This window comes from Streptomyces sp. 2114.4, assembly GCF_900187385.1.
Taxonomy (GTDB): domain Bacteria; phylum Actinomycetota; class Actinomycetes; order Streptomycetales; family Streptomycetaceae; genus Streptomyces; species Streptomyces mooreae.
The window spans coordinates 1,665,485-1,690,029 of record NZ_FYEY01000001.1 but is presented as its reverse complement, the minus strand read 5'-3'; the positions used below and the strand labels follow the sequence as shown (position 1 = coordinate 1,690,029).

Below are 24,545 nucleotides of genomic sequence, written 5' to 3'. Positions count from 1 at the left end.
CGTGGAGGGGCGGCGGCCCGGAAAGTTCAGTTCCGGTGGTCGTCCAGGGTGCGCAGGACCAGACCCGTGGCGGGCTTGGGGCCGAACGAGGTGGACTTCCGCGGCATCGTCACGCCGTGCTCCGCGAGTTGACGGACCGTCTCCTCGGAGGTGGCGCGCATCAGGACCGCGGTGCCGCCGTGCCGGGCGGCCTGCTCGACGGCGGCCGCGGCGTGATGGATATAGCTGATGTCCGACGGGTGGTCGGGGATGTGCCAGACCTCGTCCAGCAGGACGGAGTGCAGCACCGTGGCGTCCAGCCGCCGCCAGGCCTCGGGCCGGTCCCGGCGGATCGTGCGGTCCAGCAGGGAGGGGTCGGGGCGGTCCAGGAGGTGGAAGGAGTCCGGCCCGCCGGCGAGGACGAAGGCGGTGCCGGGCGTCTCCTCCAGGGTCTCCAGGGCGGCGGACAGCTCGCCCGGCAGGGTGCGGGCCCGGAAGGCGCCGGCCAGATCCGCCAGCGCCTTGGCGGGCGGCAGATGCGGCAGTACCCGGTGGATGGCCCGGACCTGGAGCGGGTAGCGGGCGGTGTCCACGAGCAGCACCAGGCCGGACGCCCACGGCGAGGCGGAGGTGGCGCCGGGCTGCTGCTCGTACAGCCGCTGATAGGTCGCCCAGCGGTGGTGGCCGTCGGCGATCAGCGCCTGCCGGCCGGCCAGGTCGTCGTCGACGGCGGTGAGATCGGCGGGATCGGTGACCGCCCACAGCCGGTGCGCGAAGCCGTCCTCGGTGGTGGTGGCGAGCAGCGGATCGCGCTCCACCGTGCGCTCGATGACCGCGGCGGCGCCGGTCGAGGTGCCCTGGGTGCGGTAGGAGAGCAGCAACGGCTCGAAATTGGCGGCCGCCGCGCGCATCAGGGCGGCCCGGTCCTCGACCACCTCCGGGATGACGCCCTCGTGCGGCAGCACCGGGCCGTCCAGGCCCAGCGCCCCGATCAGTCCGCGCTGCAGCACCTCGCCGGAACGCTGCTCGTAGACGTACAGCGCGGGCTCGGCGTCCTGCCGCAGCACGCCCTCGGCGCGCCAGTGGCGCAGGGTGTCGGCGGCCTGGCGGTGGCGGGTGGTGGGGTCCGCGGCGTGCGGCAGGATCAGCCGGACGATGTTGTACGGGTCGGCGGTCTCCAGGTGGCGCACGCCATCCGGCCGTACCACCACGTCGTACGGCGGGGACATCACAGCGGTCAGGCTGCTGACCCGCTCGCGGTCGTATCGCAGTCCGCGGAACGGGTGGAGGCGGAGGCCGTCGGTACTGGTCATTGAAGAATGCTATGCCGCCGGGCCGATGAGGGAAGATCGGGGGACAGCCCGTGTGTGGCTGGAAATATCGGTAGGCGCGAGGGGGGAAACGGGGTATCAGGCGGCGCGGTGAGCGTGCGCCCGGTACCCGGCGGATCTCTTCGTGCGGTGTGTGGGAGCGAGGAGCGAGACGGCATGAACGAGCAGGTTCGCAGGCGGCCCGACGGGTGCCGGCGCCCGCTGAGCGAGGCGTACGACACGGCGCTGCTGGATCTGGACGGGGTCGTCTACGCCGGCGGGCAGGCCATCGCCCACGCCGTGGAGTCGCTGACGCACGCACGGGTCGGCGGGATGCACCTCGCCTATGTGACCAATAACGCCGCCCGCACCCCGCAGGCCGTTGCCGACCAGTTGTCCGGTTTCGGGCTGCCGACCGGCCCGGCCGATGTGATCACGTCGGCGCAGGCGGTGGCGCGGCTGATCTCCGAGCAGGTGCCGGCGGGCGCGCGGGTGCTGGCCGTCGGGGGCGAGGGGCTGTGGGTGGCGCTGCGCGAGCGCGGTCTCGTACCCGTCCGCTCCGCGGACGACGACCCGGCGGCGGTGGTGCAGGGATTTGACCCCACGCTGGACTGGGAGCGGCTGGCGGAGGCCGCGTACGCGGTGCAGCGCGGGGTGCCGTGGTTCGCGTCCAACACCGATCTGACGATCCCCAAGGAGCGGGGGATCGCACCCGGCAACGGTGCGCTGGTGGAGGTGGTGCGGACCGCCGCGGGCGGCTCGCCGCAGGTGGCGGGCAAGCCGCAGCCGCCGATGCACCGGGAGACGGTGCTGCGCACCGGTGCGCAGCGGCCGTTGGTGATCGGCGACCGGCTCGACACCGACATCGAGGGCGCGTGCAACGGCGAGGTCGACTCGCTGCTGGTGCTCACCGGCGTCACCACCCCCGCCGACCTGCTGGCCGCCCCGCCGCGGCACCGTCCCGCGTATGTGGCCGAGGATCTGCGCGGGCTGCTGGCACCGCAGCCGGAGGTGACCGTGGACGGCGGCGGGTTCCGGTGCGGCGGCTGGCGGGCCGAGGTGGCCGGTGGCGCGCTGGCCGTGACGGGCGAGGGGACGTCGCTGGACGGGCTGCGGGCGCTGTGCGCGGCGGCCTGGACGGCTGCCGGGGACGGCAGTTGCGGGGCGGAGGCGGGGAAGGCGCTGGGGCGGATCGGGAGGTGAGGCGGGCCGGGCCGTGCGGTCCGGGCCGTGCGGTCCGGGACTTTCGCCGCAAGGCCCCGGCGGGTTCGCCGGTCCTCACGGCGGGCCTCGCCGTCAGTTCTCCCCGGCCGCCGTCGTCGCCGCGGCCGCGGCGGTCAGCTCCGCGATCAGATCCTCCTCGGTGGCGCCGCGGCGCCAGTAGCCGGTGAACTTCACCGCCCTGCGGTCGATGCCGCGCTCGCGGACGAGGTGCCTGCGCACCGCCTTGACGGTCCCGGCCTCACCGGCGATCCAGGCGTACGGGGTGCCCTCGGGCAGCTCGGCGGTGCGCAGCGCGTCGAGCACCGGCTCGCCGCGCCCGGCGGCCGCCTCGTCCCGGACGAGCCAGCGGATGTCGGCGTCGGCGAAGGTCGAAAGCCGCTGCCGGTCGTCCTCGTGCGCGATCTCGAGCCAGACCTCGGCCCGGGTGCCGGGGGAGAGCCAGGACAGGATGCCGGCGATCGCGGGCAGCGCCGTCTCGTCGCCGGTGAGCAGAATCCAGTCGGTGCCGGCAGGTGGCCGGAAGTCGACGCCGCCGTTGTCCTCGACGGCGGGGGCGAGGACGGTCAGCCGGTCGCCGGGCCGGGCCCGGGCGGCCCAGCGGGAGGCGGGGCCGCCCGCCGTGACGGCGCTGTCAGGACCGGCGCCGTGCAGCGCGAAGTCGACATCGAACTCCGCCGGTTCGTGGCGCTGTTCGCGGATCGTGTACGAGCGCATCACCGCACGCTCGGCCGGATCCTGTGCCCGCCAGGCGGTGTACCAGTCGTCGCCGGTGTCGTCGAAGACCGGCCGGTCCTGGTGGGGCTGCGGGAGGAAGAGCTTGAAGCGCTGGTCGCGGCCGCCGGAGGCCAGTTCCGCGAGCCGTTCGCCGCCGAAGGTGATCCGCACCATGGAGGGGCCCAGCCGCCTGGACCGGACGACGTGCACATCGAAGAAGCGGAACGGTGCGGTGGACGGGGCGACGGTCGTGGTCATACGGGAACCTCCGGGAACGGTGGTGGGGGCGGGGGAGACCGCGGCGGGCGGCGAGGGCCGGTCGTGAGCGTCCCGTTGTTCGCCCGTAGAGCCCGTAGAGCCCGTAGAGCCCGTAGGGGCGGACGGGGCGGTGAGGGCGGGCCCTGCGGCCGGTGGGCGCCGATCGCCGCGGCCGTACGTCAGTTGGCCTTCTTGGCGCCCTCGATCGCCCTGGCGAGCGCTTCGATGAGCGGCGCGGCGCCCGCGTAGGAGAAGCGCGGCTCGCTCGACCAGGGGGTGATCTGGCCGGCCTTGACGGCGGGCAGCTTGGACCAGGAGGGCTTGGCGGCCAGGTCCTTGGGCTGGAGGGTCGCGGTCCGGTTGTCCAGCAGGAGGACGTCGGCCTTGTACTTGTCGGCGTTCTCCCAGCTCAGGCTCTCGAAGTAGCCGCCCTTGTCCAGATGGTCGGGGACGATCAGATCCACGCCGAGGGACTTGTAGTACATGAGGTCGGCGTTGATGCCGGGGTTGGAGGCGTAGAAGAGGTCGGGGCTGCCGGAGCAGGCGAGCACCTTGACCGGGTGGGACCTCGCGGCCTTGCGCAGTGCCTCGGACGCCTTCTCGAAGCGGGCCTTGGCGTCGGTGACCTTCGTGGCCTTCAGATCGGCGCCGAGCGACCCGGCCAGCTCGGCGTAGCGCTCGATGATCTTGATGAGCGGGACGCGGGAGGAGGTGAGGGCGACGGACTGGGCGAGCTTGGTGATCTTGTCCTTGCTGTCGTCCGGTACGAACCACAGCGCGCCCGGCTCGTACATGTTGGTGACCAGCAGATCGGGGCGCAGCGCCGCGTACTTCTCGACGTTGAACTGGTTGTAGGCGTTGCCGATGATGGTGAGCTTGTCGACGTCCAGGTCACCGGCCTGCGGGTCGGGCTTGCCGTTCTTGAGCTCGGTGGGGCCGAAGACGCCGACGATCTGGTCGTCGATCCCGAAGTCGTGCAGGGCGGCCGCGGTGCCGGTGAAGGCAACGATGCGCCGGGGGGTGTTCTTCAGGGAGGCTTTCTGCTTACGGTCGTCGGTGAACGACCAAGGGCCCGTAGGGGCACCGCTGTTGGTGCCGCCCGAGTCCTTGTTCCCGCCGCAGGCGGCGAGCAGGGCGCCGATGCCGAGGGCACCGCCCGTGGCCAGGAAGCCGCGACGGGACGGGGTGACGCTACGGAACGTGCTCATGATGGCGGTGCTTCTCTCTGGGAGGGCAGCTGGTCGACGTGAGGGTAGGCTAACCTAACTAACGTGTTGGTTGACAGTCCCCCCGAAGCGGCAGCGGCCCCGGCCCCCGCGCCCCCCGGAAGACGGCATCTCCTGCGCTCCGCGGGGCTGGTGGCCTCCCTCGCCGTACTGGCCGTGGTCGCCGTCCTCGGTATCGCCGTGGGCGCGAAACAGATCCCCCTCGACCAGGTGTGGCACGGGGTGTTCCACTACTCCGGCTCCGACACCGATGTGGTCATCCGCGATGTCCGTGTTCCCCGCACCCTGCTCGGCCTGATCATCGGTGCCGCGCTCGGCCTGGCCGGCACGGTCATGCAGGCGCTGACCCGGAACCCCCTGGCGGACCCGGGAGTTCTCGGCATCAACGCCGGCGCCTCGGCCGCGGTCGTCTCCGCCATCAGCTTCTTCGGCGTCACCTCGCTGAGCGGCTATGTGTGGTTCGCGTTCGCCGGCGCCGCGGTGGTCTCCGTCGCGGTGTACGTCCTCGGCGGCACCCGCGGCGCCACACCCGTACGGCTCGCCCTCGCCGGCACCGCGCTGACCGCCGTCCTCGTCGGCTACATCAACGCCGTCAATCTGATGGACACCGCGGCCCTGGACAAGATGCGCTTCTGGACGGTGGGTTCGCTGGCCTCGGCCACCCTGCCGACGGTCGGCCGGATCGCGCCATTTCTCGCCGTGGGGGGTGTCCTCGCGCTGCTGCTCGCCCGGCCGCTGAACGCCCTTGCGCTCGGCGACGACCAGGCGCGGGCGCTGGGCGCCCGGCTGACCCGCACCCGGGTGCTGGCGATGCTCGCGGTCACCCTGCTGTGCGGCGGGGCGACCGCCGCCTGCGGCCCGATCGTCTATGTGGGCCTGATGGTGCCGCATGTCGTACGGGCCATCACCGGGCCCGATATGCGCTGGATCCTGCCGTACTCCGCGGTGCTGTCGCCGGTCCTGCTGCTCGGCGCCGATGTGCTCGGCAGGGTGGTGGCCCGGCCCGGTGAGCTGCAGGTCGGCATCGTCACGGCCGTCGTCGGCGGCCCGGTCTTCATCTATCTCGTACGGCGTCGGAGGATGGCCCAGCTGTGAGCGCGAGTATGCGGCCCGGGAAGGGCACCGAGGAGAACATCGAGCCGGGCGCCGAGGAGAACCCCGAGCCGGGCGCCGAAGAGCACGCCGGGCCGGGCGCCGGGGCGGTGGTGGCGGGCGGTGCCGCGCGCGGCCGGGCGGGGCGGGCCCGGCGGGTCACGGTGGTGCGCACCAGGGGCGGACTTTCGGTGCGCCTGGACGTGCCCGCCGTGGTGGCCGGGCTGGTGCTGCTGGCCGTCGCGCTGGCGGCCGCCGTCGCCCTGATCGGCTCCGGCGACTACCCGATGACCCCGGCCGAAGTGATCGCCACCCTGACCGGCGGCGGCGATGCCGGCCAGGAGTTCATCGTGCAGGACCTGCGGCTGCCGCGGGTGCTGGTGGGGTTGCTGGTCGGCGCCGCGTTCGGGATCGCCGGGGCGGTCTTCCAGACCGTTTCGCGCAATCCGCTGGGCAGCCCGGACGTCCTCGGCTTCGCCCAGGGGTCGTCCGTCGGCGCGCTGGTCGCCATCGTCTACTTCCCAGGCGGGACCTTCGCGGTCGCCGCCGGAGCGGTCGTCGGCGGCGTGGTCACCGGCGTCGCCATCTTCCTGCTCGCCTGGAAGCGCGGTATCCACGGCTACCGCTTCGTGCTCGTCGGGATCGGCGCGAGCGCCATGCTGTACGCGATGGTGCTCTACCTCCTGACCAAGGCGAACATCGTCGACGCGACCCGGGCCACCACCTGGATGACCGGTTCCCTCAACGGCCGCGACTGGGACCAGCTGTGGCCGCTGGCCGCCGTCTGCGTCGTCCTCGTCCCGCTGCTGCTGCTCCACGGGCGTCGGCTGCGCATGCTGGAGATGGGCGATGACGCCGCGAGCGCCCTGGGCGTACGCGTCGAGCGGGTCCGTATCGTCGTGCTGCTGGCGGCGGTCGTGCTCGTCGCCGCCGCCACCGCCGCGGCCGGGCCGATCTCCTTCGTGGCGCTGACCGCACCCCAGCTGGCCCGGCGGCTCTCCCTCCCGCGCTTCCTCAGGGGCGCGGGCAGCGGCGCACCCCTGCCCGGCCCCAATCTGCTGCTGTCCGCCCTCATGGGTGCCGTGCTGCTGGTCGCCGCCGACTGGGCCGCCCAGCGGGTCTTCGGCGCCGACCAGCTGCCGGTGGGCGTGCTGACCGGTGTCCTGGGCGGTGGCTATCTGCTGTGGCTGCTGGCCACGGAGCGCAGGGCGGGACGGATATGAGACGGCGGACGCGACGGACCGACGCCCCGCGCACCAGCATGGATACGACAACCTCAGGAGTTCCGAAGTGAGCCGTCTTACGGCTGAGAAGGTCACCCTCGCCTACGACCAGCGAGTCATCGCCGAGAACCTCTCGGTGGCCATCCCCGACCACTCCTTCACGGTCATCGTCGGCCCGAACGCCTGCGGTAAGTCCACGCTGCTGCGCGCGCTCTCGCGGATGCTCAAGCCGGCCACGGGATCGGTGCTGCTGGACGGCTCCGCGATTTCCTCCCTGCCGGCCAAGAAGGTCGCCAGGACGCTCGGGCTGCTGCCGCAGTCCTCGATCGCCCCGGACGGGATCACCGTGGCGGACCTGGTGGCCCGTGGCCGCTATCCGCACCAGGGGCTGCTGCGGCAGTGGTCGGCCGACGACGAGCGGATCGTTCAGGAGTCGATGGCGGCCACCGGGGTCGGCGAGCTGGCCGACCGCTATGTCGACGAACTGTCCGGCGGGCAGCGGCAGCGGGTGTGGATCGCGATGGCGCTCGCCCAGCAGACGCCGTTGTTCCTGCTCGACGAGCCGACTACCTACCTGGACATCCAGCACCAGATCGAGGTCCTGGATCTGTGCGCCGAGCTGCACGAGGAGCAGGGGCGGACGCTGGTCGCGGTGCTGCACGACCTCAACCACGCGGCCCGTTACGCGACCCATCTGATCGCCATGAAGGACGGCGCGGTCCTCGCCGAGGGCGCGCCGGGCGACATCGTCACGGCGGAGCTGGTGGAACGGGTCTTCGGGCTCAGCTGCCAGATCATCGAGGACCCGGAGACCGGCACCCCGCTGGTCGTCCCGGCCGCGCGCAAGCCCCGTAACGGCAAGAGCGGAGCGGGCCGGGAGCCGGCGCGGACGCCGCACACGGAGCAGGACGGGGGCCGGGCCGACGGGAACGCCACGGGCGGGGCTCCAGCCGCCGGAAACCCGGCCGACGGAAACCCGGCCGCCGGAAACCCGGCCGCCGGGAAGGCGAAGGGCGAGACGGCGACTACAGCAGCGTCCTGAGGCGCAGCAGGTCGCGCAGGCCGGCCTCCAGCTTGACGCGACCGCTGCCCCAGGCCTTGGCGAAGTTCAGCTTCCCGTCCACCAGGGCGACCAGATCGTCACCGGCCATGGACAGCCGGATCTCGGCTTTGTGCGGAGGCGGGCCGGGGACATGGGTCACCTCCTGGATGGAGCCGTCGGACAGCCGCCCGAGGAAGGTCACATCGAGGTCCGTGATGCGGCAGCTGAGCGAACGGTCGAACGCGGCCGCGCGCCGGACGTTGCCGTCCGCCGAGGACAGATTCTGGGCCAGCCGGTCGAGAGCGGCGCGGCACTGGTCAAGGGTTGCCATCGTGAGCGACGATACGCCAGGTCGGGGACGGCTCGTTCGTCCTTGTCAGCCTTCGCCAAGGTAGCGTCGGGGGCATGGAAGAGCCGATGCCCGGACCGGAGCCGGAGGCGCCCGCACAAGCCGCGCAGCCGGAGCCCGTGCCGTCCGGGGAACAGCAGGAGGGCCACGGGGGCGCAGGGGGAGCTGCGCCGGCCGGTGATGCCGAGCCGCAGCCGCTCGGGGTGGGGACGACGCCGACCGGTCAGGCCGCGGTCGACTCCACGCTGCGCCGCCTCGCCGATGCCGACCACCTCCCGGCGAGCGGACACCTGCGGGTGTACGAGGATGTGCACCGTGGGCTGCGCGACGTGCTGGCCGGTCTCGACCAGCACCCCGGGCCGCCCGCCCCTTCCCCGACGACGCACGACACGTCGCACGACAACAGGAGCTGAACCACAGGTGGCAGGAGTGGCACGACGCCGACTCGACGCGGAGCTGGTGCGTCGCAAGCTGGCCCGTTCCCGTGAGCACGCGAGCCAGCTGATCGCCGCGGGCCGGGTGACCGTCGGCGGCGCGACCGCAACCAAGCCGGCCACTCAGGTGGAGACCAGCGCGGCCGTGGTCGTACGCGAGGACGAGAGCGATCCGGACTATGTCTCGCGCGGCGGGCACAAGCTCGCCGGAGCCCTCGCCGCCTTCGTACCGCTCGGCCTGAAGGTCGAGGGCCGGCGGGCGCTGGACGCGGGCGCCTCGACCGGCGGCTTCACCGATGTCCTGCTGCGGGCCGGTGCCGGTCACGTCGTGGCCGTCGACGTCGGATACGGACAGCTCGCCTGGTCGCTGCAGAGCGATGAGCGGGTCACCGTGAAGGACCGCACCAACGTGCGCGAGCTGACCCTCGAACAGATCGACTCACAGCCCGTCGATCTCATCGTCGGCGACCTCTCGTTCATTCCGCTGGGGCTCGTCCTGCCGGCGCTGGCCCGCTGTGCGGCGCCCGACGCGGACCTGGTGCTGATGGTCAAGCCGCAGTTCGAGGTCGGCAAGGAGCGGCTGGGCAGCGGCGGGGTGGTGCGCAGCGCGGAGCTGCGCGCCGACGCGGTACGAGCCGTCGCGCAGCGCGCCGCGGAGCTGGAATTTGGCGTACTTGGCGTAACTGCGAGCCCGCTGCCGGGACCGTCGGGGAATGTCGAGTACTTTCTGTGGCTCCGCGCCGGGGCGCCTGCACTCGACCCGGCGGATGTCGACCGTGCAGTGGCGGAGGGGCCTCGTTGACCACTACCCAGGCAGTTGAAGGCAGCGCAGCACACGGGAACACCGGAGCCGGGCGGACGGTCTTCCTGCTCGCCCACACCGGCCGCCCCGCGGCCATCCGCAGCGCCGAGCTCGTCGTCCAGGGGCTGCTGCGCTGCGGCATCGGTGTGCGGGTGCTGGCGGAGGAGGCCGCGGATCTGCCGCTGCCGCCGTCGGTCGAGCGCGTCGAGTCGGAGCAGTGCGCGGCCGAGGGCTGCGAACTGCTGGTGGTCCTGGGCGGGGACGGCACGCTGCTGCGCGGTGCGGACTTCTCCAGGACGTCCGGTGTCCCGATGCTCGGCGTCAACCTCGGCCGGGTCGGCTTCCTCGCGGAGGCCGAACGCGATGACCTCGACAAGGTCGTCGACCGGGTCGTCACCCGCGCGTACGAGGTCGAGGAGCGGATGACGCTCGATGTCCTCGTCCGCAACAACGGCAGTGTCGTCCACACCGATTGGGCCCTGAACGAGGCGTCGGTGGAGAAGGCCGCCCGGGAGCGGATGCTGGAGGTCGTGACCGAGGTGGACGGCCGGCCCGTCTCGCGCTTCGGCGGCGACGGGGTGGTCTGTGCGACGCCGACCGGCTCCACCGCCTATGCCTTCTCGGCCGGCGGCCCGGTGGTCTGGCCCGAGGTCGAGGCCCTGCTGATGGTCCCGATCAGCGCTCATGCCCTGTTCGCCAAGCCGCTGGTCACCTCGCCGCGCTCCGTCCTGGCGGTCGAGGTACAGCCCAAGACCCCGCACGGCGTTCTGTGGTGCGACGGCCGCCGCAGCATCGAACTCCCGGCCGGCGCCCGGGTCGAGGTCCGCCGCGGCGCCGTGCCCGTACGCCTGGCCCGCCTGCATCATGCCTCCTTCACGGACCGTCTGGTCGCCAAGTTCGCCCTCCCGGTGGCGGGGTGGCGGGGAGCACCGCACTAGGGACTGCCGGCGGGGTCTTCACCTGAGAGACGGCTCTTCACCTGAGAAACAGGGGGCGGCGCGGCGGGGAATGCCCCCGTGTCGCCCCTTGCCGGGGACCTGGGCGGTACTTCGCCCCCGGCCGTGCCCGGCACCCTTCCCGCCTTCGCCCGCACCGCTCACACGGCCCGTCACGGCACCCGGCCACACCTCTGGATCCGGCCCCTGGTGACATCCGGTCCTATGATCTGCGAAAGGGGAAAACGGGGCGGAAAGGGCAGGGGACGGGGATGACGAAGGGGGAGCGCATGGACCGGAACATCCGCAGCGTGGAGGACGTACTCAAGCTCCTGGACGGCCTGTTCGCGCCGGAGGCCGACCGCTGGACGGCCTCTGGGGCCTCTTGGTGGGACGGCTTCTACGCGGACCGCTCCAAGCCGGTGCCGTTCTTCGTGGCGAAGCCCGACGAAAGCCTGGTCTCCTACCTCGCACGCGGACTGATCAGCCCGGGACGCGCCCTCGACCTCGGGTGCGGCCCGGGCCGCAACACACTGCACCTCGCCTCCGCGGGCTTCGCGGTGGACGCCGTGGACCTCTCGCCGGCCGCCCTCGCCTGGGCCGAGGGCCGGGCCCGCGAAGCGGGGGCCGACGTCAGGTTCCTGTGCGGCGACGCCTTCGCCCTTGCGGACACCGAGCTGGCCGGCCCGTACGACCTGATCTACGACTCCGGCTGCTTCCATCACCTGCCGCCGCACCGCCGCATCAGCTACCTCGCCCTCCTCGACCGGGCCCTGGCACCCGGCGGGCATCTCGCCCTCACCTGTTTCGCGGCGGGCGGGATGGGCTCCGAACTCGGTGACACCGACTTCTACCGCCAGGCCCGCCTCCACGGCGGCCTCGCCTACACCCCGGAGTCCCTGCGCTGGATCTTCTCCGGTCTGTCGGAGGTGGAACTGCGCCGCATGCACGACGAGGGACCGGAGTCGGCGTGCTTCGGCGAACCGTTCCTGTGGACGGCCTTGTGGCGCCGCCCGGTCCGGTCGTAACCGGCACCGGGCGCCCGGCTCCGGGCGGCCCCTCGTCGAGGCGAATGCGCGCCCCGTCCCGGTGAATGCGCGCCCCGTCCCGGTGAATGCGGGCCCTGTGCCAGTGAGGGCGGGCCCTGTGCCAGTGAGGGCGGACCCCGTGCCAGTGAGGGCGGGACGCCGGCCATGCAGCGCCCCCTGCGCCGCCGCTCTCGTCATGAGCGCACCTTTCGTTCCGTTCTGTGACCCGCCCGGCGGCGGAGCGTGAGCGCGCGCCTTGGGGATTTCCCCCGCTTTGCCCGGAGAGTTTCCGCGGGGCGGGCGGCAGGAGTGAGGGGAGGCCGTCGCGGGGCGGCCCCCGGACCTCGTAAGGTCGTATCCGTGTTGGAGGAGATGCGGATCCGGTCCCTGGGTGTCATTGACGACGCCGTTGTCGAGCTGTCCCCCGGCTTCACGGCGGTGACCGGCGAGACGGGCGCGGGCAAGACCATGGTCGTCACCAGCCTCGGCCTGCTGCTCGGCGGCCGCGCCGACCCCGCGCTGGTGCGGATCGGCGCCAAGTCGGCGGTCGTGGAGGGCAGGATCGGCGTCGGCCCCCGGGCTCCCGCTGCCGTACGGGCGGAGGAGGCCGGCGCGGAGCTGGACGACGGCGCGCTGCTGATCAGCCGCACGCTCTCCGCCGAGGGTCGTTCGCGCGCCCATGTCGGCGGCCGCTCCGTACCGGTCGGCCTGCTGGCGGAGTTGGCCGACGACCTGGTCGCCGTGCACGGCCAGACCGACCAGCAGGGCCTGCTGCGGCCGGCCCGCCAACGCCAGGCGCTGGACCGCTACGCCGGGGACACGGTCGCCGTCCCGCTCGCCAAGTACACCGCCGCCCACCGCCGGCTGCGCGGCGTCGCCGCCGAGCTGGACGAGCTGACGACGCAGGCCCGTGAGCGTTCACAGGAGGCCGACCTGCTGCGCTTCGGCCTCGATGAGATCGCGGAGGCCGAGCCGCAGCCCGGGGAGGACACCGACCTCGCCGCCGAAGCCGAGCGGCTCGGCCACGCCGAGGCGCTGGCCTCCGCGGCGAGTGCCGCGCACGCCGCGCTGGCCGGCAACCCCGAGGACCCCGAGGGCGTCGACGCCACGACCCTGGTCGCCGGCGCCCACCGTGCGCTGGAGGCCGTACGCAGTCACGACCAGGAACTTTCCGCGCTCGCCGAACGGCTCGGTGAGATCGGCATCCTGATGGCGGACGTGGCGGGTGAGTTGGCCAGTTACGCGGACGGTCTGGACGCCGACCCGTTGCGGCTCGCCGCGGTCGAGGAACGCCGCGCCGCCCTGAACCATCTGACCCGCAAGTACGGCCAGGACATCGCGGCCGTGCTGGCCTGGTCCGAGGAGAGTGCCGCCCGGCTCGCCGAACTGGACGGCGACGACGACCGGATCGGCGAACTGGCCGCCGAGCGGGACGCATTGCGCGCGGAACTGGGCGAACTGGCGCAAACATTGACCGATGCCCGCACGGCGTCGGCGAAGCGCTTCGCCGACGCGGTCACCGCCGAGCTCGCCGAACTCGCGATGCCGCACGCCCGGGTGACCGTCGAGATCCGCCAGACCGAGGTTGCCGAGGACGCCGACGGCATCGAGGTCGGCGGCCGCACCGTCGCCTACGGGCCGGCCGGTGCCGACGAGGTCGAACTTCTGCTGGCCCCGCACCCGGGCGCACCGCCCCGGCCGATCGCCAAGGGGGCGTCCGGCGGTGAGCTCTCCCGGGTGATGCTCGCCGTCGAGGTGGTCTTCGCCGGTTCCGACCCCGTACCGACCTACCTCTTCGACGAGGTCGACGCGGGCGTCGGCGGCAAGGCGGCCGTCGAGGTCGGCAGGAGGTTGGCCAGGCTCGCGAAGTCGGCGCAAGTCGTGGTCGTCACGCACCTCCCGCAGGTCGCGGCCTTCGCGGACCGCCAGCTGCTCGTGGCGAAGACGGACGACGGGTCGGTCACCAGGAGCGGTGTCACGGTCCTGGAGGGTGAGGAGCGGGTCCGCGAGCTCTCCCGGATGCTGGCCGGCCAGGAGGACTCCGAAACGGCCCGCGCGCACGCCGAGGAACTGCTGGAAACGGCGCGCACGGGGAACTAGGGGGTGTCTCCCCGAAGAGGCATCCTCCGGTAGGGCCTCTCCGTGACCGAGGCCGGTGCCGGCCGCTGAGCCGACGCCCGGCCCGCCGAGTGGCATCGCTCACGGCGCGGCCGCCGCGGCGTCCGCCGCCCGCTCTCTCCGCGCCGCCGTTTGCGCTGGTCAGGAGCCCCCTGCGGCGGACCGGGCGCGATGATCTTCGCGGCGTAGCCCCCTTCGGCCGTGACTACACTCGCCCACCATGTACGGGCCCAGACGGTATGCAAACCGGCACAAGATACGCGACGGCCGACCGTTGGCCGACGTATCCGCCGGGCGCGCGGAGGGCGCGCGAAACCCGCTCGCTACCGTCACAGTCGCCCCGTACCGGACCTCCGCCGTCCGTGGCCGCACCCCCTCGACATCGGTCTGCCGCACCCCGGGGGCCGTGTGAGACGCCGCGCGAACCGGGCCCGGCACCGGCGGTCCCGCGACCCGCGCGGGCACTGGCTGTTGCTGCTCCTGATCCTCCCGGTGATGTTCGGCGCCCTGCTCTTCGAGGGCTGGACCACCCATGAGGTGGACGCCGCGAAGACGCGCAAGGCCTGCACCAGCCCCGTGCCCAGGTCCGTGGACAAGGGCGGTCCGGTGCTCCGGTTCCATGACGGCAAGGCGGTCTCGTCCGCGGTGCCGGCCCGTACGGTGGCGCTCACCTACGACGGCGGGCCCGACCCCGTATGGACACCCCGGCTGCTCGACCTGCTGCGCAAGTACCACGCCCACGCCACGTTCTTCCTCCGCGGCGCGCAGGCGGCCCAGTACCCGGACCTGGTGCGGCGGATCAGGGACGAGGGCCATGAGATCGGCTCGAACACCTACACCGGCGCCGCCATGGGCGCCTCCTCGCCGTTGCGCGCTTCACTGGAGCAGTCGCTCACGCAGAAGGTGCTGGCCGGCAGCGCGGGCCTCCACACCAAGCTGCTGCGGCTGCCGCAGACCACCGGGGTGGACACCATGTGCGGCGCCGAATGGAAGGCCGCCCGGAAGGCCGGCGCGGAGGGGTACACCCTGGTCGCCGCCGACCGGTGGTTCCGCAATCCGTCGCAGGGCGTGATCCGGCAGTTCGGCCAGAACGATCTCGCGTACCTGGGCACCAAGGAACTGCTCGACAACCCGAAGGCCGACAGGTTCACCACCGTGACGGCGGGGGTCGGGCAGCCCTCGCCCGACGAGCCGGCCTCCGGTGTCGAGCGCTGGTCGGGTACGGCCCTGATCTGGGCCAAGGCCCTGGGACACGCCTTCATCAGCGCGATGGCCTGGGTGCTCGCCGTTGCGGGCGGACTGGGGCTGCTGCGGCTGGCGATGCTGGTGTTCTTCGCCCGTACCCACGTCCGGCGGCTGACCCGCATCCGTCCCGGATCGACCGTGCTGCGGGAGGTCACCGACCCGGTGACGGTGCTGGTCCCCGCGTACAACGAAGCGGCGGGTATCGAGTCCACCCTCCGTTCGCTGCTCGCCTCGACCCACCGGCAGCTGCAGATCATCGTGATCGACGACGGGTCGTCGGACGGTACGGCGGACATCGCGGCCCGGATCGGCGATCCGCGGGTGCGGGTGATCCGCCAGGCCAATGCGGGCAAGGCGGCCGCCCTCAATACGGGACTGGCCCATGCGCGGTACGAGATCGTGGTCATGGTCGACGCCGACACCGTCTTCGAACCGGACGCCATCCACCACCTCATCCAGCCGCTCGCCCACCCGGCGGTGGGGGCGGTCAGCGGCAACACCAAGGTCGGCAACCGCCGTCGCCTGCTGGGCAGGTGGCAGCACCTGGAGTATGTCTTCGGGTTCAACCTCGACCGGCGGATGTTCGAGGTGCTGGAGTGCATGCCGACGGTCCCCGGAGCCATCGGGGCCTTCCGCCGGGATGCGCTGATGGGCGTCGGCGGCGTCAGCGAGGACACCCTCGCCGAGGACACCGACCTGACGATGGCCCTGTGGCAGGCGGGCTGGCGGGTGCTGTACGAGGAGTCCGCGATCGCCTGGACCGAGGTGCCCACCTCGCTGCGGCAGCTGTGGCGGCAGCGCTACCGCTGGTGCTACGGCACGATCCAGGCGATGTGGAAGCACAGAGGGGTCGTCGTGCAGAGGGGTCCGGCCGGGCGCTCCGGCCGCCGCGGACTGAGCTACCTCGTCCTGTTCCAGGTCGCGCTGCCGCTGTTCGCGCCGGTCGTCGACGTCTTCGCGCTGTACGGGCTGCTCTTCCTCGGTCCCTGGCAGTCGGCCGGCGTCTGGTGCGGCTTCCTGCTCGTGCAGTTGCTCTGTGCCGGATATGCGCTGCGACTGGACGGGGAGAAGCTGCGGTCGCTGTGGGCAATGCCGTTCCAGCTCCTGGTCTACCGGCAGCTGATGTATCTCGTCGTGATCCAGTCCGTGGTGGCCTTCCTGCTCGGCACCCGCCTGAAGTGGCACCGGATGCACCGCTCGGGCACGGCCGCACAGCAGCTCGGGCAGCCGGTAGCGTACCGGAGGCTGAAGTCGAGGTGACCGCAGAGTCCGCTTTCTCCCCTCTGGATGCCATTCCGGTGGTGCGGAATGGCGGAATATTTGGTGAAGGTCACGTGAGCATGCAGACTGTCCGCCCATGAGTGACTGGCCGCCCGGGGTTCCTGACGCCCACCGTTACGGTGGTGCGGGGCAGCCGGGGCATCCCGCCGCGGGGCGGGTGCGGCAGCACGACCCGTCTCCACCGCAGCCGGTCACCGAGCCACGGCTGCCCGGCCCGTACGGCAGGCGCGGTGGGCCCGTACGCAGGAGCACCCGGCCCGCGGCCACCCGCCCCACCTGGCGCCGCCGCATCCTGCGGCTCTCGGGCCTCCTGATCGCCGTGACCCTGCTCGCCTCCGTCGGCACCTACACCTGGGCCGACACCAAGCTGGAGCGCGACGTCGACCTCGGCAAGCTCGCCGACCGGCCGGCGCCGGGCAAGGGTGTCAACTATCTGATCGTGGGCTCCGACAGCCGCCAGGGCCTGTCCGGAAAGCAGCTCAAGGACCTGCACACCGGCGGCTCGGCCGACGCGGGCCGCCGCACCGACTCGATGATCCTGCTGCACACCGGCGCCCACGGCACCACCATGATGAGCCTGCCCCGCGACTCCTGGGTGACCATCCCGCCCTACACCCGCCCCGAGACCGGCAAGCACTACGCCGCGTCGAAGGACAAGCTGAACGCGGCGTTCTCCCGTGGCGGCCCCGAACTGCTCGTACGGACCATCGAGCACAACACGGGCCTGCAGATCGGGCATTACACGGAGATCGGCTTCGCGGGCTTCGTCGGCATCGTGGACGCGGTCGGCGGAGTGCCGATGTGCCTGGACAAGGCCGTCAAGGACGAAAAGTCCGGCGAAAACCTCACCAAGGGCTGCCACAGGCTCGACGGCCGCGCCGCGCTCGCGTTCGTCCGCCAGCGCCACCAAGAGGCCCAGGGCGACCTCGGCCGCAGCCGGAACCAGCAGAAATTCCTGGCCGCACTCTCCCGCAAGGCGGCCACCCCCGGCACCCTGCTCAACCCGTCCAAGATCTACCCCACCATGAACGCGGGCCTCGACACGCTCATCGTCGACAAGAGCATGAGCCTGTGGAACCTCACCTCGCTCTTCGAAGCGATGAAGAGCGTTTCGGCCGGCAACGGCGCCCGCGTCCGTGTGCCCGTCTCCAGCCTCAGCTTCAAGACCCCCAAGGGCAGTGCGGTGAAGTGGGACGTACCGCGGGCGAAGAAGCTCTTCGCGGCACTGCACGACGATCAGCCGGTGACGGCCGGGGCGAAGGGCCGGCAGGGGCCGTCCCGTCCGCCGGGTAACGGGTGAAGCGCTCTAGGGTGACGGCAGTTGAGCGCGGCACGGTGCCGGGCGGAGGGGAGCGGCATGGTGGCGGTGGCAGGTACCAGGGTGCGGGGGCGGATCTCGGTCCTCCTGGGGGCGGCAGGGGTGAGCAGGGCCGCGTATACGGCACTCCGGAAGCGGCCGCCGGGTGGTGCCGCCCGGTGGGAGCGGAAGAACTACGCCGGCCGGATCGTCGATCTGCACGCCGGGCTCGCCACGGCCACCGGTACCGCGCTCGCCGCCGCCACCGCACCGGGGCTGCCCGCCCGGACCCGGGCCGCCACGGCGCTGGCAGTACTGGCCGCCGGGGGCTGCGGGGCGTACGACGACGTGTTCGGCGCGGAGGACCCCCGCCGAGGATTCCGGGCGCATCTTTCGGCACTCCGGGACAAGGAAGTCACCAGCGGCGCCGTGAAGCTGTTCGGGATCGGCGCCGCGGGGCTCGCGGCGGGGGCCCTCCTCAAGGAACGTCCGGCCGACAAGCTCCTGGCCGGTGTGGTGATCGCGGGCTCGGCCCACCTGGTGAACCTCCTGGACGTCCGGCCGGGCCGGGCGGCCGGCGCCGTCTTGGCCATCGGAGCGCCCGGACTGCTGCGCCGCGGTCCGGCGGGTCCGCTGTCGGCGGCGCCCATGGGGGCCGCGGCGGCCGTCATCGGCGATGACCTCGGGGAGCGCACGATGATCGGGGACTCCGGGGCGCACGCCCTCGGCGCGGCGCTCGGCCTCGCCATCGTCACGGGCAACGGCCGCCGGGGACTGGCCGCACACGCCGCGGCGCTGGTCGCCGCCGCGGCCGCGGGGGACCGCGTCAGCCGGGCGGCAGCGGCGGTCTGAGTCCGCGGGGGAGGGGCCGCCGGGGAGGAGGGGCCGGAGCCCCCGGACCTCCCGAGCGCCACCACCTCCGTCAGCTCGCCGATCCGGCCACACCCCATGCGCTCCGGCCGACGGCGTACGCGCCCCTTGCCGTGGCGCAGGCGCACTACGGGAAGCGGACTCACTCGAACGAGCCGTTAATCCGCGCGGGCAGTTTGTCGCCCATGTGGGTGATCTGGTGGGTGCCGGGGTGAGACTTCCCACCGGAACGGCGGGCTGACGGTGCCGAATTGACATCGCCGGGCTGGCATCCTGGGCGCGGTGCGCAGGCGCGGGTGTGCTCGCCCGTCCTGTCGGGCGTGCTCGACCCGTCCTGCCCGTCCGCCGGACAGGCGGGCGGCCGCTCGTCCGCGTCGCGGCACCCCGCAGCACACGGACCGACTCGCCGGTACGGCCCGTCCCGCCCCCGACCCAGGAGCCCCGACCACGTGATCAGCACCCCGACCTCGGCGCACGGGCTGTCGCCGCTGCGCACGGTCCAGGTGCTGGGGCACGGCAGCGCCGGCAGCGCCGCGCACGTCCGCTCGCTGGCCGAAGGGCTCGTCGCCCGCGGGGTGCGGGTGACCGTCTGCGCCACCCCGGAATCCGAGGAGGCCTACGACTTCACCGGCGCGGGCGCGCGGTTCGTGCATGTCCCTCCGCGCACGGATCCGGCGAGCGTGGCCTCGCTGCGCAGCGCCTGCTGGGATGCCGACCTCGTGCATGCGCACGGTCTGCGGGCCGGACTGCGTGCCTCGATGGCGTTGCGCGGACTGCGCGGCCCCCGGGGCGGGCGGCGGGTCCCCCTGGTCATCACCTGGCACACCAAGGCCCACATCGAGGGCGCGCGGGCCGGGCTGACGCATCTGATGGAGCGGAGGGTGGCGCGGGCGGCGGCCGTCGTGCTGGGGGTGTGCTCCGACCTGGTGGACCGGGCGCGTGAGCGGGGCGCGCGTGATGCACGGCTCGCGCCGGTCGCGATTCCCCGCCCCCGGTCGGCCGGCGCTCCGGACGAGCCCGGGAACCACGACCGGATGTTCCGCAAGGAGCGGGCCGAACTGGGCGCGGTGGACCGCCCGTTGCTGCTCGCGGTCGGCCGTCTCGACCCGAGCCAGGGGCATGACCTCCTGTTGGACGCGGCGCATGCCTGGTGCGCGCTCGACCCGCAGCCGCTGGTCGCCATCGCGGGGGAGGGCGAGCAGCGGGCGGCACTGCAGCGGCGGATCGACGCCGAGCAGTTGCCGGTCCAGTTGCTCGGGCGCCGCGACGATGTGCCCGAACTCCTCGCCGCCGCCGACCTGGTGGTGCTGCCCAGCAGGTGGGAGGCCCGCTCGCTGATCGCCCAGGAGGCGCTGCGCGCCGGGGTGCCGCTGGTCGCCACCGACACCGGAGGCACCCGCGAACTGGTCGGCCGCGCCGCGGAACTGGTGCCTTACGGCGATGCCGCCGCCCTGGCCCGTACGGTGCTCGCGCTCCTCGCCGACCCGGTGCGGCGGGAGGCACTCGTCGCGGCGGGCCGTACCCAAGCCGCCGGCTGGCCCAGCGAGAACGACACCGTCACCCAGGTCCTCAGCGTCTACGACGAACTGACCCAGCCGAATCAGCCGGCGTAGCCGAGGCGTCGCGGCATCGAGGTATCGCGGCGGCCGGGCACGGCCGGGCGCCGCCGGATGTGTCCGGGCCCGCCGCCCGTTACGGCGTGTCCGTATGGCGCCTGGCGCGCAGGGCCAGGCGCAGGCCCAGGACCGTCTGCGGATCGTCCAGGTCCGTGCCCAGCAGCTGAGCGATACGGGCCAGCCGGTCGTACAGCGTCTGCCGGTTCACATTCAGGTCGCGGGCCGTTTCCGCCTTGCGGCCCGCGCTGGCCAGATAGGCCTCCAGCGTCGGCAGCAGCGGCTGACGGGCACCACGGTCGTGGGCGAGCAGCGGCCCGATGGCGCGCTCCACGAAGTCGCTGAGCACCCCCTGCTCGCCGTGCTCACGCATCCGCCACAGCAGCAGCTCGATGTCCAGGCGGCGCGCGTCGTACCAGGGCGCTTCCGGCAGCCCCTGGGCCGCGGCCGCCGCCTCCGTGACATGCCGCAGGCCGGGGCCCGCCGCCGCCCAGTCGCCCGGTGTGCCGACCACGACCACCGGACGGTGTGCGGCCGGCCGGTCCAGGCCGGTGCGGACGACTCCGGCGCGCAGCGCGTCGGCGATCCGGTCGGCGAGCGCATCGCGGTCCTGGCCCGCGCGCAGCGCGATGAGCATCGGGACCCGGCCCTCCACGGGGCGTACGCCGAGGAGCACGGGCACTCCGAGGGCGGCAAGTTCCTCGCGCAGCGCCTGGGCGAGCAGCGCCCAGCTGCCGGGGGAGGGGAGGCCGGCGGGCAGCCGCATCACCACCGGGAGCACGGGGTCCGTGCCGGGGCGGAAGCCCAGCAGACGGGCCTGGCCGGGCGCCTCGGCGGCGGAGATCCGGCCCTCCGCCAGGTCGGCGAGGAAGTCGCCGCGGCCACGGGCGGCGAGCACTTCCTCCTGGCGGGACTGGAGCATGACGACGGCCAGCAGGTCGGCCGCGCGCTCGGCGGCGATCCGGTGCACCGGCGCCAAGGGCGCGTTGACGGGCAGCAGGACGAGCCGGGCGCGGACCGCGTCCGGGCCGGGGCCTCCCCCACTCTCGGCTCCGCTCGAGCGGGGGGACCCCCATCCGGGAACGTCGATGCGTACGCCGGTGTCGCGCAGGCCCTCCCAGGCCAGCAGCGGGTCGGCGTCCGCCGGGCCCTCGTCGGCGTCCGGCCCCGCCGCGTAGAGCGGGCTGCCGTCGGGGGCCTCCAGGCAGAGCGGGTTGCCGGTGAAGACGGCCAGCAGCCGCAGCACCTCGGGAGCGCCGCCGCCCCGCAGCAGCACATCCGTGCAGCGTCGCAGGACCTCGTCGGCGCGCCGCAGCAGCGCATAGTGGCTGTTGATGATCTCGGTGTGGATCGCTTCGGTGACCGTGACGTACGGGACCTCGCGGTGCAGCTGGATCAGCGGCAGTCCGCAGTCCCGCGCGGCGTCGACCAGCGCGGCCGGCAGGGACGCGAAACGGGAGCCCAGCTCCACGACGAGAGCGGCGATCTCGCGGTCCGCGAGCTTACGGATGAAGGCGCGCTGTTCGGACGGCCGGGCCCCCAGTCCGAGCCCGGTGGTCAGCAGCAGCTCGCCGCCCTTGAGCAGCGAGGCGATATGCGGCACCTCGCCCGCGTGCACCCAGCGCACCGGACGGTCCAGCCGGTCCTCGCCTGCCAGGACCTCCGGCAGACCGCGTCGCAGCGCGGGCAGCTCCAGTGCCCTGCGCACCGTGATCTCGGCTTCGATCTTCGCTTCCGGCCCCATGACCTGGAACGGTACCCGTATTCCGTGGTGCGGAGCAGCGCGGTCCGGACGGCGGTGCCGCGCCGCACGGGGCAGAGCGGGGCAGGGGCACGGTCCCGGCGAGGACCGCGCCCACCGCCGCCCTCATGCCGACTCCCGCACCACCAGCCGCGCCTTGGTGATCACCGGCGCGAGCTCCGCCGGACCGGCCCCGGGTCCGTGCCCCCCGCCCGGCGCCCCGTCAGCGCCCTCCGGCCCGTCCGCTCCGTCTGCACCATCCACCCCCGCGGACTTCCGCGGATCCAGCAGCCTCAGCAGCAACCGAGCCATCAGCTGCCCCATCTCCTCCACGTCCTGCCGCACCGTGGTCAGCGGTGGGTCCGCCCAGGCCGCCGGCTCCAGATCGTCGTAGCCGACCACTGCCACCTCGTCCGGCACCCGCCGCCCGCGGGCGCGGAGCGTGCGCAGCGCGCCGCTCGCCATCAGGTCGGAGCAGACGAAGACGGCGTCCAGGTCCGGTACGGCATCGAGGAGCCTGCCCATGGCCCGCTCACCGCCCAGCGCCGTGAAGCCGCCGTCCGCGATCAGCCGCGGGTCCGGCTCCGGTGTGCCGAGCGCATCGCGGTAGCCGTCGAGCCGGTCCACCGCGGATGTCTGGTCGAGCGGTCCGGTGATCACGGCGATCCGGCGGCGGCCGCGGCCGAGGAGGTGGCGTACGGCCTGGCGGGCGCCGTCGCGGTTGTCGGTGTCGACGTACAGCGGCCGGGGGTCGCGGTCGGCGCCCGCCCAGCCGGGCCGGCCGCCGTAGACGGTGGGCAGCCCGGCGCGCTCGGCCATGCCCGGCAGCGGGTCGTCGCGGTGCAGCGAGAACATCAGCGCGCCGTCGACATGCCCGGCCGACAGATAGCGGCCGATGCGGCCGTAGCCGGCGGGCCGCTCGACGAGCATCAACAGGAGCTGGGTGTCGGCCGCGGCCAGTTCGCGGCCGATGCCCCGCAGTTGGCGTCCGAAGAACGGGTCGCTGAAGACCCGGGCCTCGGGCTCGGCGATGACCACCGCGACCGCTCCCGTGCGGCGGGTGACCAGGGAGCGGGCCGCGCTGTTCGGTACGTACCCCAGCGCGGCGACCGCCTCGTGAACCCGTTCGCGGACCGCGGCCCGTACGCCCGCACCGCCGTTGACCACGCGGGACACCGTGGCGCGGGAGACCCCGGCGAGCGCGGCGACCGCCTCCAGCGTCGGGCGCGGCCCCGGACCGTTCGGATCGGCCACCCTCCACTCCTCTCCACTTCTCTCCATTTCTCCAACTCCTTTTTCCCCGCGATGACTTGACGGTGTCCCGTCGAGTCGGCAGGGTTCACTGCGCACGATATGAGAGCGCTCTCACGCTGGATGGCCCAAGGAACTCCCCACCCCCCACTGCCGGAAAGAGTGTCATGAGCATGAGATATCGGCCCGGGAAGTCCTGTGTACGAGCGGCGGCAGGGCGGCAAGATCCCGCCCTGCAGGGAGCCGCCTCGTGATCACTCGTCGCAGCCTGCTCGGCGGCCTCGCCGCCGGTGCCGCCACCGCCTCCGGAATCGCGTCGGCCGCCCGTGCCTTCGGCGCCCCCGCCCCTGTGCCGTCCGCCCGGACCGCCGCCTCGATGCCTCTGCACGTGGTCAACCGCTCCGGCGCCTATGCCAACTCCTCGGTCTGGCTCTACGTCGTCGGCAACGACGGCACCCAGCAGGTGCACGTCACCCCGGACGGCGTCCTCCGGCCCGTCGCGCTCGCCGACAACGGCGCGGACGGCTACACCGACTACGCGATACCGCTCGCCGCGAGCGGCACCACCACCCTTCGGCTGCCGCAGATGTCCGGCCGGATCTACACCGCGCTGGGCGGCAAGCTCAAGTTCAAGGCGGTCGAGGACGGCAACGGCAAGGCCGCGCTCGCCTATCCGGCGGGCTGGGTCGCTTCCGACCCCAACTACGACGTCCTCCACGATTGCGCCGAGTTCACGTACAACTCCGGCGGGATGTTCTGCAACACCACGATGGTCGACATGTTCAGCGTCCCGCTGGCGATCGAGCTCACCGGCGCCAAGGAGCAGACCACCGGCGAGCTCAAGGACGGCGCCCGTGCCACGGTCTTCTCCGACATCCGGGCCGCCGAGGGCTTCGGCCGCCTGGTCATCGGCGACCGGCGCGTGATCGCCCCCGGCCACGGCCTGGACAGCGGGCTGTTCGCCGCGGACCACCTCGCCCCGGCGATCGACGAGGCCTGGTCCGTCTACGCGGGCAAGGACCTGACCGTCACCACCGACGCGGGCACCTTCACCGGCCGGGTCAGGGGCGGAAAGCTCTCCTTCACCGTCCCCCAAGGCATCGAGCGCCGGGGTGGGGGCGCCCCCGGAGGGACGGTCTCCTTCGACAAGCCGTCCACCCGCGACGTCCTCTTCTGCGACGGCACCCTCGCGGCCCCCGATGACGGCACCCGCGGCCCGGTCGCCGCCGTCCTGGGCGCCGCCCTCAACCGCTCCACCCTCGCCTCGCAGGCGCGGCAGCCCACCACCGATCCGGCCGCCTTCTACCGGCAGCACCTGACCAACCACTACGCCAAGGCCATGCACGCCGCCACGAGGGACGGCAAGGCCTACGGCTTCGCCTTCGACGACGTCGCCGGCTTCGCCTCCTACCTCGAGGACGGCGCCCCGAAGGAGATCACCCTCACCCTGACCCCCTTCTGACTTCCGGCAAAGAAACCGGCAAAGAGAATCTGACAAAGAGAAGGTGCCGCC

Annotated in this window: 20 protein-coding genes; 14 read left to right on the top strand and 6 right to left on the bottom strand. The window is 73.0% G+C overall.

What is annotated here, in order from left to right; translation table 11 throughout:
• Positions 1-26 precede the first annotated feature (26 nt).
• Positions 27-1,292 (bottom strand): DUF1015 family protein, encoded by a 1,266-nt coding sequence (locus CFW40_RS07355; RefSeq protein ID WP_088797025.1) that lies wholly within the window; start codon positions 1,290-1,292, stop codon positions 27-29.
• A gap of 174 nt (positions 1,293-1,466) precedes the next feature.
• On the opposite strand from CFW40_RS07355, the gene CFW40_RS07350 reads away from it, so the two are divergent.
• Positions 1,467-2,492: an HAD-IIA family hydrolase gene (locus CFW40_RS07350; RefSeq protein ID WP_088797024.1), complete on the top strand. Its 1,026-nt coding sequence runs from the start codon at positions 1,467-1,469 to the stop codon at positions 2,490-2,492.
• Between the two features lie 93 nt (positions 2,493-2,585).
• Here CFW40_RS07350 and CFW40_RS07345 read toward each other — a convergent pair whose 3' ends face one another.
• Together CFW40_RS07345 and CFW40_RS07340 are read right to left on the bottom strand one after the other, a co-directional pair.
• Positions 2,586-3,485 carry a siderophore-interacting protein gene (locus tag CFW40_RS07345; RefSeq protein ID WP_088797023.1) on the bottom strand — a complete coding sequence of 300 codons (900 nt, stop codon included), beginning with the start codon at positions 3,483-3,485 and terminating at the stop codon, positions 2,586-2,588.
• A 179-nt stretch (positions 3,486-3,664) separates the two neighbouring features.
• Positions 3,665-4,693, bottom strand: coding sequence for an ABC transporter substrate-binding protein (locus CFW40_RS07340; RefSeq protein ID WP_088797022.1), 1,029 nt, complete (start codon positions 4,691-4,693; stop codon positions 3,665-3,667).
• A 63-nt stretch (positions 4,694-4,756) separates the two neighbouring features.
• On the opposite strand from CFW40_RS07340, the gene CFW40_RS07335 reads away from it, so the two are divergent.
• The 3 genes from CFW40_RS07335 (at position 4,757) to CFW40_RS07325 (ending at position 8,068) form a co-directional block, all read left to right on the top strand.
• The gene (locus tag CFW40_RS07335) at positions 4,757-5,806 is read left to right on the top strand and encodes an iron ABC transporter permease (RefSeq protein WP_176956556.1); all 1,050 of its coding nucleotides are present in this window, start codon (positions 4,757-4,759) and stop codon (positions 5,804-5,806) included.
• On the top strand, positions 5,803-7,026 hold the full coding sequence (locus CFW40_RS07330; RefSeq protein ID WP_256331555.1) for an iron chelate uptake ABC transporter family permease subunit: 1,224 nt from the start codon (positions 5,803-5,805) through the stop codon (positions 7,024-7,026). The genes CFW40_RS07335 and CFW40_RS07330 overlap by 4 nt, the downstream gene beginning before the upstream one ends.
• A gap of 67 nt (positions 7,027-7,093) precedes the next feature.
• On the top strand, positions 7,094-8,068 hold the full coding sequence (locus CFW40_RS07325) for an ABC transporter ATP-binding protein (protein ID WP_256331558.1): 975 nt from the start codon (positions 7,094-7,096) through the stop codon (positions 8,066-8,068).
• Here the strand turns inward: CFW40_RS07325 and CFW40_RS07320 are convergent.
• Positions 8,052-8,399, bottom strand: coding sequence for an SCP2 sterol-binding domain-containing protein (locus CFW40_RS07320; protein WP_088797020.1), 348 nt, complete (start codon positions 8,397-8,399; stop codon positions 8,052-8,054). The genes CFW40_RS07325 and CFW40_RS07320 overlap by 17 nt on opposite strands.
• A 74-nt stretch (positions 8,400-8,473) precedes the next feature.
• Here CFW40_RS07320 and CFW40_RS07315 point away from each other — a divergent pair, with 74 nt between their 5' ends.
• From CFW40_RS07315 to CFW40_RS07275, 9 genes are all read left to right on the top strand, one after another.
• Positions 8,474-8,830: a hypothetical protein gene (locus CFW40_RS07315; RefSeq protein WP_088797019.1), complete on the top strand. Its 357-nt coding sequence runs from the start codon at positions 8,474-8,476 to the stop codon at positions 8,828-8,830.
• 7 nt (positions 8,831-8,837) lie between these two features.
• Positions 8,838-9,653, top strand: a complete 816-nt coding sequence (locus CFW40_RS07310) for a TlyA family RNA methyltransferase (protein ID WP_088797018.1) — start codon at positions 8,838-8,840, stop codon at positions 9,651-9,653.
• Positions 9,650-10,591, top strand: a complete 942-nt coding sequence (locus CFW40_RS07305) for an NAD kinase (RefSeq protein ID WP_088797017.1) — start codon at positions 9,650-9,652, stop codon at positions 10,589-10,591. Before CFW40_RS07310 ends, CFW40_RS07305 begins: the two co-directional genes overlap by 4 nt.
• A gap of 287 nt (positions 10,592-10,878) precedes the next feature.
• Positions 10,879-11,616 carry a class I SAM-dependent methyltransferase gene (locus tag CFW40_RS07300; protein ID WP_088801955.1) on the top strand — a complete coding sequence of 246 codons (738 nt, stop codon included), beginning with the start codon at positions 10,879-10,881 and terminating at the stop codon, positions 11,614-11,616.
• A 372-nt stretch (positions 11,617-11,988) separates the two neighbouring features.
• Positions 11,989-13,716: a DNA repair protein RecN gene (gene recN, locus CFW40_RS07295; protein ID WP_088797016.1), complete on the top strand. Its 1,728-nt coding sequence runs from the start codon at positions 11,989-11,991 to the stop codon at positions 13,714-13,716.
• 426 nt (positions 13,717-14,142) lie between these two features.
• The gene (locus CFW40_RS07290; protein ID WP_088797015.1) at positions 14,143-16,239 is read left to right on the top strand and encodes a bifunctional polysaccharide deacetylase/glycosyltransferase family 2 protein; all 2,097 of its coding nucleotides are present in this window, start codon (positions 14,143-14,145) and stop codon (positions 16,237-16,239) included.
• Positions 16,240-16,336: 97 nt separating this feature from the next.
• Positions 16,337-17,560 (top strand): LCP family protein, encoded by a 1,224-nt coding sequence (locus tag CFW40_RS07285; protein ID WP_088797014.1) that lies wholly within the window; start codon positions 16,337-16,339, stop codon positions 17,558-17,560.
• 57 nt (positions 17,561-17,617) lie between these two features.
• Entirely contained in the window at positions 17,618-18,409 is a 792-nt protein-coding gene (locus CFW40_RS07280; RefSeq protein WP_088797013.1) for a hypothetical protein, read from the top strand.
• 467 nt (positions 18,410-18,876) lie between these two features.
• The gene (locus tag CFW40_RS07275) at positions 18,877-20,040 is read left to right on the top strand and encodes a glycosyltransferase family 4 protein (protein WP_088797012.1); all 1,164 of its coding nucleotides are present in this window, start codon (positions 18,877-18,879) and stop codon (positions 20,038-20,040) included.
• Between the two features lie 79 nt (positions 20,041-20,119).
• Here the strand turns inward: CFW40_RS07275 and CFW40_RS07270 are convergent, their stop codons facing one another.
• Both CFW40_RS07270 and CFW40_RS07265 read right to left on the bottom strand, forming a co-directional pair.
• A complete protein-coding gene (locus tag CFW40_RS07270) occupies positions 20,120-21,784 on the bottom strand; it encodes a PucR family transcriptional regulator (protein WP_088797011.1) in 1,665 nt (554 codons plus the stop codon).
• 123 nt (positions 21,785-21,907) lie between these two features.
• Positions 21,908-23,062 (bottom strand): LacI family DNA-binding transcriptional regulator, encoded by a 1,155-nt coding sequence (locus tag CFW40_RS07265; protein WP_088797010.1) that lies wholly within the window; start codon positions 23,060-23,062, stop codon positions 21,908-21,910.
• 220 nt (positions 23,063-23,282) lie between these two features.
• On the opposite strand from CFW40_RS07265, the gene CFW40_RS07260 reads away from it, so the two are divergent.
• Entirely contained in the window at positions 23,283-24,494 is a 1,212-nt protein-coding gene (locus tag CFW40_RS07260; protein WP_088797009.1) for a beta-1,3-glucanase family protein, read from the top strand.
• Positions 24,495-24,545 lie beyond the last annotated feature (51 nt).

Bases quoted from the DNA above. Each gene is read 5' to 3' on its own strand.
- CFW40_RS07300 (WP_088801955.1), top strand. From the start codon at position 10,879: ATGGACCGGAACATCCGCAGCGTGGAGGACGTACTCAAGCTCCTGGAC.
- CFW40_RS07340 (WP_088797022.1), bottom strand. From the start codon at position 4,693: ATGAGCACGTTCCGTAGCGTCACCCCGTCCCGTCGCGGCTTCCTGGCC.
- recN (WP_088797016.1), top strand. From the start codon at position 11,989: ATGCGGATCCGGTCCCTGGGTGTCATTGACGACGCCGTTGTCGAGCTG.
- CFW40_RS07265 (WP_088797010.1), bottom strand. From the start codon at position 23,062: ATGGAGAGAAGTGGAGAGGAGTGGAGGGTGGCCGATCCGAACGGTCCG.
- CFW40_RS07345 (WP_088797023.1), bottom strand. From the start codon at position 3,485: ATGACCACGACCGTCGCCCCGTCCACCGCACCGTTCCGCTTCTTCGAT.
- CFW40_RS07270 (WP_088797011.1), bottom strand. From the start codon at position 21,784: ATGGGGCCGGAAGCGAAGATCGAAGCCGAGATCACGGTGCGCAGGGCA.
- CFW40_RS07315 (WP_088797019.1), top strand. From the start codon at position 8,474: ATGGAAGAGCCGATGCCCGGACCGGAGCCGGAGGCGCCCGCACAAGCC.
- CFW40_RS07280 (WP_088797013.1), top strand. From the start codon at position 17,618: ATGGTGGCGGTGGCAGGTACCAGGGTGCGGGGGCGGATCTCGGTCCTC.
- CFW40_RS07355 (WP_088797025.1), bottom strand. From the start codon at position 1,292: ATGACCAGTACCGACGGCCTCCGCCTCCACCCGTTCCGCGGACTGCGA.
- CFW40_RS07320 (WP_088797020.1), bottom strand. From the start codon at position 8,399: ATGGCAACCCTTGACCAGTGCCGCGCCGCTCTCGACCGGCTGGCCCAG.
- CFW40_RS07350 (WP_088797024.1), top strand. From the start codon at position 1,467: ATGAACGAGCAGGTTCGCAGGCGGCCCGACGGGTGCCGGCGCCCGCTG.
- CFW40_RS07285 (WP_088797014.1), top strand. From the start codon at position 16,337: ATGAGTGACTGGCCGCCCGGGGTTCCTGACGCCCACCGTTACGGTGGT.